Source organism: Sphingobium sp. AP50, from assembly GCF_900109095.1.
Taxonomy (GTDB): domain Bacteria; phylum Pseudomonadota; class Alphaproteobacteria; order Sphingomonadales; family Sphingomonadaceae; genus Sphingobium.
This window is the reverse complement of record NZ_FNYZ01000008.1, coordinates 146,813-162,412: the sequence shown is the minus strand read 5'-3', so window position 1 is coordinate 162,412 and position 15,600 is coordinate 146,813. Positions and strand designations below refer to the sequence as shown.

General features: G+C 63.2%; 14 protein-coding genes. 9 read left to right on the top strand and 5 right to left on the bottom strand.

Annotated features, from left to right (window positions below; translation table 11 throughout):
• Positions 1-245: 245 nt before the first annotated feature.
• The 4 genes from BMY84_RS14800 to BMY84_RS14785 form a co-directional block, all read right to left on the bottom strand.
• Positions 246-455 carry a DUF2093 domain-containing protein gene (locus BMY84_RS14800; protein WP_093084843.1) on the bottom strand — a complete coding sequence of 70 codons (210 nt, stop codon included), beginning with the start codon at positions 453-455 and terminating at the stop codon, positions 246-248.
• Positions 456-465: 10 nt separating this feature from the next.
• Positions 466-1,869, bottom strand: coding sequence for an NAD(P)H-dependent flavin oxidoreductase (locus tag BMY84_RS14795; protein ID WP_093019834.1), 1,404 nt, complete (start codon positions 1,867-1,869; stop codon positions 466-468).
• 91 nt (positions 1,870-1,960) lie between these two features.
• Positions 1,961-3,106: a glycosyltransferase family 4 protein gene (locus BMY84_RS14790; protein WP_093084841.1), complete on the bottom strand. Its 1,146-nt coding sequence runs from the start codon at positions 3,104-3,106 to the stop codon at positions 1,961-1,963.
• On the bottom strand, positions 3,099-3,968 hold the full coding sequence (locus BMY84_RS14785; RefSeq protein ID WP_093084840.1) for an alpha/beta fold hydrolase: 870 nt from the start codon (positions 3,966-3,968) through the stop codon (positions 3,099-3,101). The genes BMY84_RS14790 and BMY84_RS14785 overlap by 8 nt, the downstream gene beginning before the upstream one ends.
• Before the next feature lie 37 nt (positions 3,969-4,005).
• On the opposite strand from BMY84_RS14785, the gene BMY84_RS14780 reads away from it, so the two are divergent.
• The 9 genes from BMY84_RS14780 to BMY84_RS14740 all read left to right on the top strand — a co-directional run bounded on the left by BMY84_RS14780 (position 4,006) and on the right by BMY84_RS14740 (position 13,962).
• Complete coding sequence (locus BMY84_RS14780; RefSeq protein WP_093084838.1) at positions 4,006-5,400, top strand: protein adenylyltransferase SelO family protein; 1,395 nt, start codon at positions 4,006-4,008, stop codon at positions 5,398-5,400.
• Between the two features lie 50 nt (positions 5,401-5,450).
• Complete coding sequence (astD, locus tag BMY84_RS14775) at positions 5,451-6,881, top strand: succinylglutamate-semialdehyde dehydrogenase (RefSeq protein ID WP_093084837.1); 1,431 nt, start codon at positions 5,451-5,453, stop codon at positions 6,879-6,881.
• A gap of 98 nt (positions 6,882-6,979) precedes the next feature.
• Positions 6,980-7,807 (top strand): uroporphyrinogen-III C-methyltransferase, encoded by an 828-nt coding sequence (cobA, locus tag BMY84_RS14770; protein ID WP_093084942.1) that lies wholly within the window; start codon positions 6,980-6,982, stop codon positions 7,805-7,807.
• Positions 7,804-8,100 carry a DUF2849 domain-containing protein gene (locus BMY84_RS14765; protein WP_093084835.1) on the top strand — a complete coding sequence of 99 codons (297 nt, stop codon included), beginning with the start codon at positions 7,804-7,806 and terminating at the stop codon, positions 8,098-8,100. The genes cobA and BMY84_RS14765 overlap by 4 nt, the downstream gene beginning before the upstream one ends.
• Positions 8,101-8,102: 2 nt before the next feature.
• Positions 8,103-9,734 carry a nitrite/sulfite reductase gene (locus tag BMY84_RS14760; RefSeq protein ID WP_093084834.1) on the top strand — a complete coding sequence of 544 codons (1,632 nt, stop codon included), beginning with the start codon at positions 8,103-8,105 and terminating at the stop codon, positions 9,732-9,734.
• A complete protein-coding gene (locus BMY84_RS14755; protein ID WP_093084832.1) occupies positions 9,727-10,167 on the top strand; it encodes a DUF934 domain-containing protein in 441 nt (146 codons plus the stop codon). The genes BMY84_RS14760 and BMY84_RS14755 overlap by 8 nt, the downstream gene beginning before the upstream one ends.
• Entirely contained in the window at positions 10,160-10,951 is a 792-nt protein-coding gene (locus BMY84_RS14750; RefSeq protein ID WP_093084831.1) for a phosphoadenylyl-sulfate reductase, read from the top strand. Before BMY84_RS14755 ends, BMY84_RS14750 begins: the two co-directional genes overlap by 8 nt.
• Positions 10,952-11,205: 254 nt before the next feature.
• Positions 11,206-12,117, top strand: coding sequence for a beta-1,6-N-acetylglucosaminyltransferase (locus BMY84_RS14745; protein WP_093084829.1), 912 nt, complete (start codon positions 11,206-11,208; stop codon positions 12,115-12,117).
• Between the two features lie 36 nt (positions 12,118-12,153).
• Positions 12,154-13,962: a DUF885 domain-containing protein gene (locus BMY84_RS14740; protein WP_093084828.1), complete on the top strand. Its 1,809-nt coding sequence runs from the start codon at positions 12,154-12,156 to the stop codon at positions 13,960-13,962.
• Positions 13,963-14,084: 122 nt separating this feature from the next.
• Here BMY84_RS14740 and BMY84_RS14735 read toward each other — a convergent pair whose 3' ends face one another.
• Positions 14,085-15,569: a replicative DNA helicase gene (locus tag BMY84_RS14735; protein WP_093084826.1), complete on the bottom strand. Its 1,485-nt coding sequence runs from the start codon at positions 15,567-15,569 to the stop codon at positions 14,085-14,087.
• Positions 15,570-15,600: the final 31 nt, after the last annotated feature.

Genomic DNA, 15,600 nt, shown 5'->3' with positions numbered 1-15,600 from the left:
GCTCGATACGATGCAGATACGATCACCAAAGACGTCAATACGAGACATCACTCAACATCCTTCCACCAAGAGCGATCTTTGTCGCTTATGGGAAAAGATTACATCAGTTTTTACCGCAACGGAACAGCAAAGTTGCGGCGGAGCGAGCCGAAACGAAGGTAAGCCGACATTATCGACCCCTTGAAAGGCTATTTGGAGAGATAGTGCGCCGCATTTTTGTTAGCACGCGAACGAATCGCTCCGGATCAGTTCGTTTCCCGATGTTTGAGGATGGACCGAGTCGCCTCTTCCGGCCCACGATAGGCCTCCTGCAACTCGGCACTCCAATATTTGAGATCTTCCAGATCGATCCGTGCGCCCGAAACGGCGCAGAGCACGAAACGCCCCGGCCGCACGATATCGAAATCGGCAGCGCCATAGTGCAGCACCGCCAGCCCCTGAATATCCCCGATCATTGCGGCCCCATCAATCGCCGGTCAGGATGCGGTCGACCAGCTGCTTCACGGTCGGCACGAACCCGTTCGAATAGAAGGGGTCCTGCTTGAACCGATAGGCAGCATGGCCCGCGAACAACAGATTTTTGTCGAGATCGCCGCCGTGGACCGATTCCTGAAGCGACTTCTGGATGCAGAAGCTGCGTGGATCGGCCAGACGTCCGGTCGAGTTGGTTTCGCTGTCCATCCAACTGGAAAAGCTGCACTGCGACAGGCAGCCCATGCAATCGGTCTGGTCCTTGCGGATTTCCGCCTTTTCCGCGTCATCGACGAATACCAGCGTATTGTCCGGTGTCTTGAGCGCCGACGTGAAGCCGGCGCCGAACCATTCGCGCGCGCGCTGAAGGTCGCCCAGCGTCACCCAGAAATTCTTGCCCTTCACGCCCACGTCCAGCTGGTGGGTATGATCGCCCGCCTGTTCGGTGCTGAACGGGATCTGGCGGTCCGACCGCGCTTCGAGCGAGCGCAGGAAGGGATTGCGGATCGCCGAGCTATAGAAGCCGGTGGGCGAGAATTTGTGCAGAAGCACATCGCCCGGCTCCAATTGCATCAGCCGGTCCTTCCAGCCCTGCGGGATCGGGCTTTCCTGCGTCAGCAGCGGACGGGTGCCGAACTGGAACATGATCGAACCCAGTTCCGGATTGTCGATCCAGTCGTTCCAGTCCTTGAGCGCCCAGACGCCGCCCGCCATCACGATCGGCACTTCATCCGAAATGCCGCCTTCGCGCATGGTGGCGCGCAGGTCGCGCACGCGGGGATAGGGGTCCTGCGGCGCACGCGGATCTTCGGCGTTGGACAGGCCGTTATGACCGCCCGCCAGCCAGGGATCTTCATAGACCACCGCCGCCAGCCATTCCGACGCCTTGCTATAGGCGCGCTTCCACAGCGCGCGGAAGGCGCGGCCGGAGGAAACGATCGGCAGATAGCTGACATTGTAGGAAGCGGCGATTTCGCTCAGCTTATAGGGCATGCCCGCGCCGCAGGTGACGCCGGCCACCATGCCGCGGGTCTTTTCCAGAACGCCGTGCAGAACCCGCTGCGCGCCGCCCATTTCCCACAGGACGTTGATGTTGATCGCGCCCTTGCCACCGGCAATTTCGAACGCGCGCTTCACCTGCTCGACGGCGCCGTCGATGGCATAGGCGATCAGTTCTTCATGCCGGTCACGGCGGGTGCGGCCATGATAGAGTTGCGGGATGACATTGCCGAAACTGTCATAGCTGTCGGCGTTGACCGCCGACACCGTGCCGATGCCGCCGGCCGCCGCCCAGGCGCCAGAGCTGCTGTGGTTGGATACGGCAACGCCCTTGCCACCTTCGACTATCGGCCAGACTTCGCGGCCACCATAGACGATGGGCTTCAACCCCTTGAACAACGACATCTCCTGCACATGCACCCGGCCCCCTCGACCGGGTAAAAAGCGACCCTATAGCAGCTTTGGCTGTCTATGACGAATTTGGCGCGCCCTAGCGCAAAATCATGGGACTGGCCAGAGCCTCGCCATAAAGGCGTGCATAAGCGTTTACCATATCCGGTTCCGCATAATCGCGCTGCGCCCGCTGGCGATTGGCTGCGCCCAGACGAGCGCGCAGATCGGCATCTGTCGCCAGCGTCCCCAGCGCCGCCGCAAGCCCGGCCTCATCTGGCACGACGAAGGGGCGGTTTTCGGCCGCGACCATATTGGCGACATCGCCCACGTCCATTGAGGCTGCGGGCACTCCGGCCGCCATCGCCTCCACCAGAGAGATCGGAAATTGCTCGCTGTCAGACGACAGGGCGAAAATATCGAACAGGCCGACGAAGCGCCAGGGGCGATCCATGAAGCCGGCCATATGGATATCGTTCAGGCCATGGGCGGCGGCCTCCGCCAGGATCGCTTCCCGTTCGGGTCCCTCCCCCACGACCACCAGTTGCAGCCGCTCCTTATGGGCAGCGACGGCGCGGACGAGGCGCGGGATATTCTTGACCGCGCGCAAGCCTGCCAGCGTGCCGACCAGCAGCTTGCCGGGCGTGCGGACAAGGCCGGGGATCGCATCCGGCGCGGGCGGCTGCGCGTAGCGGGCGACATCGATACCGTTGCGGATCAGATGCACCTTTTCGGTCGACTGCTTCCACACAGTGCGGGCAATCCCGTCCAGCCGCACCGAGGGCACGACCAGCGCATGGGCGCGCTGCAAGGCAAGGCGACGAAACAGGTTGCGCTTGGTCTTGAGGCCATTCGCTTCGTCCGCGTTGAAGCCATCCTCATGATGGATCAGCGGCGGCATGCCAGCCGAAGCGCCCGCCAGCCGATGCGCCATCACCGCATCCATCGATCCCCAATTATAGGTCAGGATCAGGTCGAAGCGCTTGAGGAAAGCCCGTATCTCCCGATAGCGCGCCGGTCCCGGCTTACCGGCGAAGGATGGCCCGTCGGGAAAATCCACATCGATCGCCGGATCGATCGCGCTGCGCGCGCTCAGCGCCTGCACGTCTGCGCTGACGATGCTATGGCGCGCCTTGTCACCCCAGATGTTCATCAGCCGGATGGCGCGCGCTTCCTTGCCGCCCAGGGTGAAGCTGCCGTGGACATGGAGGATATGGGGCCGTTTCCCGCCTGACATGTCAGCCATGGAGGACACGGGTCAGCAGCCGGTCGATCGCTGCCGCGCTTTCCGGCTCATCCAGTGCAGGCGCATGGCCGACGCTGGGCACCGTGACCAGTTCGACAGTGTCGCCAATGTCCCCTATCATGCGCTGCGCCGTCGCTTCGCTCAGCAGGTCGGACCGTTCGCCGCGCAGCAACAGGGTCGGGATGCCCCGAAAGGCCTGCACCACCGGCCACATGTCGACGCCCGCTTCGCTGCCCATGGCGCGGATCGGTTCGGCGATCTTCATGTCATAATCCAGCACCACGCGCCCGCCGCTGTTCAGGCGATAGAGGCGCTTGGCCATGGCCAGCCATTGTTCCAGGTCATAACCCGGATAAACGTCTTCATTCGCCTCCGCCAGCGCGCGGGCGGCATGGACCCAGGTGGGATGCGACTGACCGACGCCGACATAGGAGCGGATGCGCGCCAGCCCACCTTCATCCAGCACCGGGCCGACATCGTTCAATACCGCGCCTGCCAGCCATTCCTTATGCGTGGCGGCCATCAACATGGTGATGATGCCGCCCAGCGAGGTGCCGACCGCAACGAAGCGGGTAATGGCAAGGTCGGCCAGCAAGCGGCCGATATCTTGAAAATAGGTCAGCGGGACATAGGTCATCGCATCCTTGGCATAGGCGCTTTCGGCGCGACCACGCATGTCCGGGCAGATCAGCCGCCATTCGCCCGCCAGCCGACCGGCCAGCGGCTCGAAATCGCGCGCATTGCGGGTCAGGCCCGGCAGGCAGAGCAGCGGCGGACGCCCGTCCTCTCCGCCGGCATAATCCCGGTAATGGAGCCGAAGGCCGTCAGGAGACCACCAATATCCGTCGCTATATCCGCTCAAGCTTGATCCTTCTGGTGACCTTCCCCCATATCGCCTTATGAACCAGACGCTGCAAGCCGCCAATTATCGCCCCGCGACCGAAATCGACACGCTGATGCCCGACATCGGCGATCCCGTAGCCGCGGCCGACTTCCCGCAAACGATCCTGCGCTATCGTAATGACCGGGCAGCCGCTTCGGTGGGGCTGGATCGGTTGAGCGACGAGGAATGGATCGCGCATTTCGGCCGTTTCCAGCCGCTGGACGGCAGCCTGCCCCGGCCGCTGGCGCTGCGTTATCATGGCCATCAGTTCCGTCACTATAATCCCGACATCGGCGACGGACGCGGGTTTCTGTTCGCACAGATGCGCGACGCCGACGATCGCCTGCTCGATCTGGGGACCAAGGGATCGGGCCAGACGCCCTATAGCCGCTTTGGCGATGGTCGGCTGACGCTGAAAGGCGGCATGCGGGAGATATTGGCGACCGAGATGCTGGAGGCGCTGGGCGTCAACACGTCGAAGACCTTCTCCATCATCGAGACGGGCGAAGCGCTGGAGCGCAATGACGAACCCTCCCCCACGCGCGGGGCGGCGATGGTGCGGCTGAGCCATTCGCATATCCGCATCGGCACCTTCCAGCGTGCGGCCTTCCATGACGACAAAGTGTTGTTGGAGCGGCTGACCGACTATGCCCTGACGCGGCTATATGGCGAGGCGCCGGGCGACAATCCGCCCGCGCAACTGCTGGGGCGCGTGGTGGAGCGTACCGCTGATCTGGCGGCGAGCTATATGGTCGCGGGCTTCGTCCATGGAGTGCTCAACAGCGACAATATCAATGTGACGGGCGAGAGTTTCGACTATGGGCCGTGGCGCTTCACGCCGCTGTGGGACGCGAATTTCACCGCCGCCTATTTCGACCATAATGGCCTTTATGCCTTTGGGCGGCAGGCCGAGGCCATCCATTGGGACGTCGCGCAACTGGCGGTGTCTTTACGCGCGCTGGTCGAGGCGCCTGCCCTGATCGAGCAACTGGAGCGATTCCCGGTCCTCTATGGCGATGCGATGCAGCGCCGTTTCTGCTGGCGGCTGGGCGTGGAGCCGGGCGCGGAACCCGGCCCGATGATCGAGGCCGCCGTGCGCGGCATGGTGACGAGCGCAACGCCAATCGACCGCTTCTTCCATGACTGGCGGGGCGGCGTGGCGGGGGATGACGCCGCCTATAACGACGCTGCCTGGGCGCCATTCCGGGAAGCGATCCAGAGCTTTAACGCGACACCCGGCGCGCGCGATCATGCCTATTGGTCAGACGAAGCGCCCTGCTCCATGCATATCGAGGAAGTCGAGGCCATCTGGAGCGCGATCGACCGGGATGACGACTGGGCGCCGCTCCATGCCAAGGTTGCGGCGATCCGGCGCATGGGGGAAGCGCTGGGGCCGAAAGCGACGAGTTGAAAATATCCCTCGCCATTCCTTAACCAATTTCCGTCATACCCCCGGCCCAAATGGTCGCGCTTACATCTTATGAACCTGCAACCGGCACCTTGCTGTGGCAAGGCGAGCCGGGCGATGTCGATACGGAAGTCGCGCGCGCCCGCGCCGGCTGGCCGCGATGGGCCGCGCAGCCCATCGCCTATCGCATCGAAACGCTGCGTCGCTTCGTCAATGTCGTGCGCCGCCATGAGGATGCGCTGACGGACCTGATCGCCCGCGAAACCGGCAAGCCGCTGTGGGACGCCCGCAACGAAGTCGCCGCCGTCATGGGCAAGATCGACGTCAGCGTGGCGGCCTATTCCGAACGGACCGGGCAAAGGCGGCTGGAAGCGGCGCTGGGCGCGCGCCAGTCCGTGCGGCACAAGCCCCATGGCGTGATGGCGGTTCTTGGCCCCCATAATTTCCCGGCACACCTGCCCAACGGCCATATCATCCCCGCGCTGCTGGCCGGCAATGCGGTGGTATTCAAGCCGTCGGAAAAGACGCCCGCCGTGGGCGAAATGCTGGTAAAGCTCTACCATGAAGCGGGCGTGCCCACCGATGTCATCCGACTGCTGATCGGCGGCGCAGATACGGGCAAGGCGCTGAACGCGCACCCCGATGTCGGCGGCGTATTGTTTACCGGATCGGCGCAGACCGGCATCGCCATCAACCGCCAATTTGCCAGTAATCCGTCCAAGATTCTGGCGCTGGAGATGGGCGGCAACAATCCGATCATCCTGTGGGACACGCCGGAAATCAGTGCGGCCGCGACATTGGTAGTCCAGTCGGCCTTCATGACCAGCGGCCAGCGTTGCACCGCCGCCAGTCGCCTGATCGTGAAGGAAAGCCTCGCCGACCGACTGATCGCCGAGGTCAAGAAGCTGGCGGACCGGCTGATCGTGGATCATCCCCATGCCAACCCCGCCCCCTATATGGGACCGGTGATCGACAACCAGACCGCCGATGGTCTCACCGAAAGTTTCCTGTGGCTGATGAGCAATGGCGGCCGGCCGATCAAGCATATGGTGCGCCCGCAAAAGGGCCTGCCCTTCCTGACGCCCGCCATCATCGACGTGACCGCGATGAAGGAGCGGCCCGATGTCGAACTGTTCGGCCCCTTGCTTCAGGTGATCCGGGTAACTGAATTTGAGGACGCCATCGCAGAGGCCAATAATAGTCGCTATGGCCTGTCCGCGTCGCTGATCGGCGGATCGCCGGAGCAATATAATCTCTTCTGGTCGAATATCCGTGCCGGCATCGTCAACTGGAACCGGCCGACCAATGGCGCCTCTTCCAACGCACCCTTTGGCGGAGTAGGCGTCTCCGGCAATCATCGACCCAGCGCCTATTATGCCGCCGATTATTGTGCCTATCCGGTGGTATCGGCGGAGATCGAGACGCCCCGCGCGTCCATCGGCGTGGGCCTGAAGGATATCGACGTCGCGGCCATGGGCGACTGAACCCGCCCAGATCCGGCAAGGGCGCGAAAACATTTCCTAATCCCCGCGATACCCATTCTGAATTGAACTCATGCGGCGCATTCGCCATGTGGGCGACCATGGCTGAAAATGCATCTGCTACCGTCCACCTGGTGGGCGCGGGACCGGGCGATCCGGAACTGCTGACGCTCAAGGCAGCGCGCCTGATCGGCGATGCGGACGTGATCGTGCATGACGGGCTGGTATCCAACGCCATATTGGCGCTGGCATCGCCCGACGCCGAACTGATCTCCGTCGCCAAGCAGCGCAGCCGCCATTCGATGCCGCAAGAGGGAATCAACGCCCTGCTGATTGATCTGGCGCGCGAAGGGCGCCGGGTCGTCCGCCTGAAGGGCGGCGATCCTTTCATTTTCGGCCGGGGCGGCGAGGAAGTCGACGCCTGTCGCGACGCCGGCGTGCCGGTGGAAGTCGTGCCCGGCATCAGCGCCGCGATCGGCAGCGCGGCGGCCGCGCAACTCCCCCTCACCCATCGCGCGGCCTCCAGCGCGGTCAGCTTCGTCGCTGGCCAGTGCAAGGGGCTGACCGATCAGGACTGGTCCGGTCTGGCGGGTAAAGGTCGTACACTCGTTATCTATATGGGCGTGGCGACCGCCGCCGACATCGCCGACAAGCTGATGGCCGATGGCGTGTCGCCGGCCCTGGCCGTCGCCGTGCTTGAAAATGGCACGCGCGCGGACATGCGGACACTGCGCACCCTGCTCGCCGATCTGGGCGACATGGTGGTGCGGGAACAGGTGGTCAGCCCGGCGCTGATCGTGGTCGGCGAAGTCGCCGCCCATGCGCTGGCGCAGGACGCGCTGATCGCCTATCGCGACAGCCATCTGCATGGGGCACTGAATATCGAAGGATCGGCAACGACCGGACCGGATGGGAAAAGGGTAGAATGAAGATATTGACGGGCAATGACCTGGTGAGCGGCGACGTCATCTGGTGGGCGGGCGACGGCTGGTCGCGGCAGGTCGGCGACAGCGCTGATGTGGGCGACCATGGCGACGATCTCGCCCGCACCGAAGAAGCCGCGCTGCGCGTCGTGGGCGCCTATGTGATCGACGCTACGCTGACCGACGAAGGCGTGCGCCCGGCCCATATCAAGGACCGCATTCGCGCCCTTGGCCCGACTGTCCGCCCCGACCTCAATCTCAAACCGAATGATGCCGACGCCGGCAACTGGGTGATCTGACCATGTATCGCTATGACAGCTATGACCAGTCCATCGTCGACGCCCGTGTCGACGAATTTCGCGATCAGGTGCAGCGCCGCCTGACCGGCGCGCTGACCGAGGACCAGTTCAAGCCGCTGCGGCTGATGAACGGCCTCTATCTCCAGCTCCACGCCTATATGCTGCGCGTCGCCATCCCCTATGGCACGCTGTCGGGCAAGCAGATGCGCAAGCTGGGCGAGATCGCGGCTAAGTATGACAAGGGCTATGGCCACTTCACCACGCGCCAGAACCTGCAATATAACTGGATCAAGCTGGCCGATGCGCCCGACATCCTCGCCGAACTGGCGACCGTCGAGATGCACGCCATCCAGACCAGCGGCAATTGCATCCGCAACATCTCTTCGGACCAATATGCCGGTGTGAGCGCCGACGAAGTGGCGGACCCCCGCCCCTGGGCCGAGCTGCTGCGCCAATGGTCGAGCTTCCACCCGGAATTCACCTATCTGCCGCGCAAGTTCAAGATTGCGGTGATCGCGTCGGACGACGACCGCGCGGCGATGCGCCTGCACGATATCGGCCTGAAGCTGGTGTCGAAGGATGGTGTGGTCGGCGCCGAAGTCTATGCCGGTGGCGGCATGGGTCGCACCCCGATGGTCGCCCCGCAAATCCGCGATTTCGTGCCGGAGGAGGAGATCATCTCCTATCTGGAAGCCTGCCTGCGCGTCTACAACCGCTACGGTCGCCGCGACAACAAGTATAAGGCGCGGATCAAAATCCTGGTCCACGAAATCGGCGTCGAGGAGTATAAGCGTCAGGTCGAGGAAGAGTTTGCGCATATGAAGCAACTCGGCCTCAACCCGCCAGTCGAAGAACTGGACCGCATCCGCACCTTCTTCGCCAATCCCGCCTATGAAACGGGCCTGAGCGAAGAGATCGACCGCGCCGATCCGGCTTTCGCCCTGTGGGTCGACCGTCAGGTCGCGACGCACAAGCAGCCCGGCTATGCGATCGTCAATATCAGCCTGAAGCCGCTGACCGGCATCCCCGGCGACGCGTCGGCGGAACAGATCGAACTGGTCGCCTCGCTGGCCGAGCAATATTCGCTCGACGAACTGCGCGTCACCCATGCGCAGAATCTGGTCCTGCCCCATGTGAAGAAGGCCGACCTCTACGCCATCTGGCAGAAGCTGGACGAAGCAGGGCTGGCCGAGGCCAATCTCGACCTGATCACCGACATCATCGCCTGCCCCGGCCTGGATTATTGCGCGCTCGCCAATGCGCGCTCGATCCCACTGGCGCAGAAGATCGCACAGCGCTTCGCCGCAGCCGAACGGCAGGCGGAACTGGGCGAACTGAAGCTGAAGATCAGCGGCTGCATCAACGCCTGCGGCCACCATCATGCCGGCCATATCGGCATATTGGGCGTGGACCGTAAGGGCGTGGAGAATTTCCAGCTGTCGCTGGGCGGATCGGGCGCGGAAGATACGTCGCTGGGCCAGATCACCGGCCCCGGCTTCTCCGAGGACGGCGTGGTCGATGCGATCGAGAAGGTCACGGATCTTTACCTCGCACAGCGGGAAAGCGGCGAGCGCTTCCTCGACACCTATCGCCGTCTTGGCATGAAGCCCTTCAAGGAGGCGATCTATGGTTGAGTTCCTGTCCTTCCGCGACGGCGAATCCGCGCAGGAACCCGCTGTCACGGTCGAAGCCTTCACCGGCCAGACCAACGCTACCGCTGTCCGGGTCGAACCGGGTGAGGATGCCCGCGAATTGCTGCCCTATCTCGACCGGCTCTCGCTGGTCGAGGTGAACTTCCCGGCCTATGGCGACGGGCGCGGCTACTCCGCCGCGCGCATCCTGCGGGAATCGGGCTATCAGGGCGAATTGCGCGCCGTGGGCGATGTGCTGGTCGACCAGATCAACGCCATGCGCCGCTGCGGCTTCGACAGCTTCCACCCCGCAAAGCCGCTGGACGACGCCGCCGTCGATCGCGCGCTCAATCGCTATGCCGACGTCTATCAAAAGGCGATCGATGGCCGCCAGCCCGTCTGGGCGAAACGGCACCCGGAGAAAATTAATGGCTGAACCTGCCCGCCAGATCGACATTATCGACGCCCGCCCTGCCTTTACGCAGGCCGATGCCGACGCGCTCAACGCGCGGTTCGAGGGCGTCGACACCATCGCCATGCTCAAGACCGTGTTCGCGGAAGGCCTCGCCGGCAATGTCGCCGTCGTCTCCTCCTTCGGCACGGAAAGCGCGGTGCTCCTCGATCTGGTGGCCAAGGCGGACAAGACTGTCCCCGTCATCTTCGTCGACACGCTCAAGATGTTTGCCGAGACGCTCAATTATCGTGACACGCTGATCAAGCGCCTCGGCTTTACCGACAGCCGCACCGTCGCCCCGATCGCGGACGTGATCGCGAAGAAGGACGAGACGGGCCTCCGCTGGTCCTATGACCCGGACGGCTGCTGCGAAATCCGCAAGGTCGAGCCGATGAAGCGCGCCAAGGATGGCCTGGACGCCTGGATTTCGGGCCGCAAGGCGTTTCAGTCGGTGACGCGCCAGAACCTGCCCCGTTTCGAGGTGGAGGATGGCCGGCTGAAGCTCAACCCGCTGGGCGACTGGACCAAGGCCGATCTGGAAGTCTATTTCGACCGCGAAAACCTGCCCCGTCACCCGCTGGAGGCGCAGGGCTATCTGTCGATCGGCTGCGAACCCTGCACGTCCAAGGTGATGCCGGGCGAAGATCCCCGCGCGGGTCGCTGGCGCGGCTGGGACAAGGTGGAATGCGGCATCCATTCGCCGGTTTCGCCAATCCCGGCTCCCATCGCCGATCCGGAAGACCCGGCGAACCAGCCGGTTTTCTAACCGACGCAAGCGTCCGCCGCCCCTGGTACGGCGGACGCTCCTGGATGTCTGGCGACCTCATTTCGGCGCGCCCCTAACAATCGCCCTGCGCAATCCCTATATGCCGATCTCGGCATAGGACCGGGGCGGCCTCGCTTCGACCTGAACCCCTTATGCCGATCGGACCCAGGTTCGATCATTTTCCAAAAGGCTGGAAACACCCGCACCGCATCTGGTCGACTGACCGGATGCGGGCCCGATGGAGTACGCCTTGTATGATCGCCTATCTGATTCTCGTCCATCGCTTCCCCGAACAGTTCAAGCGCATGTTCCGGGCGATTTATGTGCCGGGCAATCAGTATCTGATCCATGTCGACCGGCGGTCCGGGCCACAGATGATCGCCGACATTGCCGCCTTCCTCAAACCCTATGCCAACGTCGCCATGCTGCCTTCGCGCAAGATGCTGTGGGGCGGTTACAGTCTTGTCGACGCGGAATTGCGGGGCATGGCCAAGCTGTTGGAGATGAATGCGGACTGGCGCTATTTCATCAACCTGAGCGGACAGGATTTTCCGCTCAAGTCGCAGGCCTATATCGCCGACTATCTGGCCAGCCACGATGGAACGGAGTTTATTCGCGCCGTTCCGCAACAGGCGGTCCGTCCCGACACGATGAATCGCCTCAGCCATTATTTTCTGGAGGCCTTCAACCGGATCGTGCGGACCGGCGTCCGCCGTGGCCCCATGGCCGCCGTCACCCCCTATATCGGCACCCAGTGGAAGGCGGTCACGCGCAATTTCTGCGACTTTGCCTGCCACGATCCGGCCACCGGACGATTCAAGCGCTTCTACCGTCGCACGCTGATTGCCGATGAAGGCTTTTTCCAGACGGTGATGATGAACGCCTTTTCCGGCGGCAAGGTCGTGAATGACGATCTGCGCACGATCGACTGGATTCCCGACGGCGACATCAAATTGCGTCCTCGCACTTTCGTCACGCGCGACGCATTGCGGCTGACGCTGAGCCCGGACCTGTTCGCCCGCAAATTCGATGCGCAGGAGGACAGCCATATCCTCGACCTGCTCGAAGCGCATCTGTTGACCCCGGCCGCCACGACCTTGCCCGTCCCCGGCAGCGTGCACGCAACATTGTTACAAGCCTCTGGACGGATCATATCCCCGGCTTAGAAAGTCTCCCTTATTCAAGGATAAGGGAGTCGCGTCATGGATCGCCGTCAATTTCTCGCTACCACCGGCGCCGTTGCGCTGAGCGCCGCCGCGCCGCGTGCGCTGGCGCAGGCCGGGGGTGATGACGCCCGCCTGTCGGCCGCCTTCGCGTCGATCTTCGAACGGCAACTCGATCTGTCGCCCGCGATGGTCACGAGCCTGGGCCTGGACAAGGGCGCGCGCTCGATGGCCAAGAGCCAGCTCGACGACAATAGCAAATCGGGCATGATGAAGAAGCTGGCCGCCACGCAGGCCGCGATCAAGGAACTGGACGGCTTCAAGTCCGCCAGCCTGTCCGACGCGCAGCGGCTGAACCTCGACGTCGTACTCTACGCGCTCGACCAGCAGACCGTGTCGGCCGGCAAATTCGGGCTGAACAGCGTGCAGCGGCCCTATCGCATCTTCCAGCAGGGCGGCAGTTATTTCTCGACCCCCGATTTTCTCAACACGTCCCATACGATCGTCGCGGCGCCGGATTGCGAAGCCTATGTCGCGCGGCTCGACGCCTTCGCCCGCAACCTGCGGACCGACACCGCGCTTCAGCGGGATGAAGCAGCGCGCGGCTATCTGGCGCCGGGCTGGTCGCTCGACCTGACGCTGGGCCAGTTGAAGAAGCTGCGCAGCCAGCCTGCCGCCGACAGTTCCATGGTCCAGTCGCTGGTCAAGCGCGCCGCTGCCAAGGGCATTGCCGGCGACTGGCAGGGGCAGGCCAACGCGATCGTGGAAAAGGCCATCTATCCCGCGCTGGATGAACAGATTGCCGCGATCGAAGCGCTCAAGGGCAAGACCGCTGCCGGGGACGGTGTGTGGCGCACCCCGCGTGGCGATGAAATCTACGCGGCCGCCCTGAAGCAGGCGACCACCACGGACCTGAGCGCTGAGCAAATCCATGCCATGGGGCTGGAGCAGGTCGCCGACATCAGCGCCCAACTTGATACCATCCTGAAGGATGCCGGACGCACCGGTGGTACGATCGGCGAGCGGCTGGCCGCGCTCAATGTCGATCCGGCCCAGCTTTATGCCGACAGCGCCGAAGGGCGCGCCGCGCTGCTGGCGCAGCTCAATCGCGATATCGACGCAATGAAGGCCAAGCTGCCCAATGCTTTCGCGACTATTCCTGATACCCCGCTGGAAATCCGCGCGGTGCCAGTTGAGATTCAGGACGGCGCGTCCAACGGCTATTATAACCGCGCTGCACTCGACGGCTCCCGCCCGGCCATCTATTTCATCAACCTGAAGGATGTCGGCGACTGGCCGAAATATGGCCTGCCCTCGCTCACCTATCATGAAGGCGTGCCGGGCCATCATCTCCAGATTTCGACCGCGCAGACCGCCGGCGATATTCCGATGCTGCGCAAGACCGCGTTCATGAGCGCCTATACCGAAGGCTGGGCGCTCTATGCCGAGCAACTGGCGGACGAACTGGGCGGCTATGCGACGCCGATCGATCGGGCCGGCTATCTCCAGTCCTTCCTGTTCCGCGCAGCCCGACTGGTGGTCGACACCGGCATTCATGCCAAGAAGTGGGATGTGAAGCAGGCGACCGACTATATGGTCGAAAAGACCGGCTTCGCCCGCCCCCGCTGTCAGCGCGAGGTGGAGCGCTATTGCACGCAGCCGGGACAGGCGACCAGCTACAAGGTCGGTCATGGCGTCTGGACGAAGGCGCGTGCGGCAGCGCAGGCGGAACTGGGCGATGCCTTCGATCTCAAACAGTTCCACGCCATTCTGGAGGAAGGTGCGATGCCGCTGTCGATGCTGGAGAAGCGCGTGGCGGCGCGGGCGAAGGCGGTCAAGGCCGCGTAACGCCCCGCTTTATCCACTATCGTCATCCCCGCGGAAGCAGTGACCCATCTCTCGACCCTGCACCAAGAATATGGGTTGGGAGATGGGTTCCCGCCTTCGCGGGAATGACAGATTTTTCGGGATTATTCGTAACTCAGATCCTCATAGCCATCTTCGGCCAGGTCGGAGAAGCGGGTGATCTTCGCGTCGAACTTCATGCGGATGCGGCCGGTTGAGCCGTGACGCTGCTTGGCGACGATAACTTCCGCCTTGCCGTAGATGCGCTCCATATTCTCCTTCCAAGCGGCATAGGCGGCTTCATCTTCCGGCTTGGGTTCCTTGGCCGCTTCATAATAATCCTCGCGGAACACGAACCAGACCATGTCCGCGTCTTGCTCGATCGATCCCGATTCACGAAGGTCGGATAGCTGGGGCCGCTTGTCCTCACGCTGTTCCACGGCTCGGCTGAGCTGGGACAAGGCCAGCACAGGGACATGAAGCTCCTTCGCCAAAGTCTTCAGACCGCGCGAAATTTCCGAAATCTCGTTCACGCGATTCTCGTTGCCGCGCCCGCTACCCTGCAACAGCTGAAGATAGTCGACGACGATGAAGCCGATATCATGACGACGCTTCAGACGGCGCGCGCGGGTCCGCAGCGCCGCGATCGTCAGGCCGGGCGTATCATCGATGAACAAAGGCAGTTCCTGAAGGTCGCGAGCGGCGCGGGACAGGTTCTGGAAATCCGCCCGGCTGATCTTGCCCATGCGCAGCGCTTCGCCCGAAATGCCCGATTGTTCGGCAAGAACGCGGGTCGCCAGCTGGTCCGCCGACATTTCGAGGGAGAAGAAGGCCGTCTTCGCACCCATATTCTTTTCCGGCGGGATGCCGTCGCCATGATCGCGCAGCCAGCGGGAAGCAGCATTATAGGCGATGTTGGTGGCCAGCGACGTCTTGCCCATGCCGGGGCGCCCGGCCAGGATCATAAGGTCAGAATTGTGCAAACCACCGATCTTGGCATTCAGGCTGTTGATACCGGTGGTGATGCCCGAAACGTGACCGCCGCTGTTGAGCGCGCGTTCCGCGACCTGAACCGCTGCCGTCGACGCCGTCAGGAAGCTCTTGACCGACCCGCTCTCGCCCTCACCCTCCGACACTTTGTAGAGCGCGACTTCGGCCGCCTCGATCTGCTCGCGAGGGTTGACTTCCTCACTCGTGTCGAGCGCATTTTCAACCAGTTCCCGGCCAACGCTGACAAGTTGACGCAGCAGGGCGAGGTCATAGATCTGGGTCGCGAAGTCACGCGCGCCGATCAGTGCCGCGCCATTGCCGGTCAGTTGCGCAAGATAGGCCGGACCGCCCAGTTCCTTGAGCGCCGGGTCCTGCTCCAGCATCGGCCGCAGCGTCACCGGATTGGCGACCATATCCTTGTCCAGCAGCCGCATGATCGCGTCATAGATACGGCCATGCAGCGGCTCGAAATAATGTTCGGCCTTCAGCTTGAGCTGCACATCCTCGGCAATGCGATTGTCGATCATGATCGCGCCCAGCAGCGCGGCTTCCGCCTCCACATTGCGCGGGAGTTCGGTTCCGCTGTTTTCAGCGGGGTTGATTTTCAGCAGTTCGACCATGCGCCCTCTTTCCTCTCCCGACCGGACATGC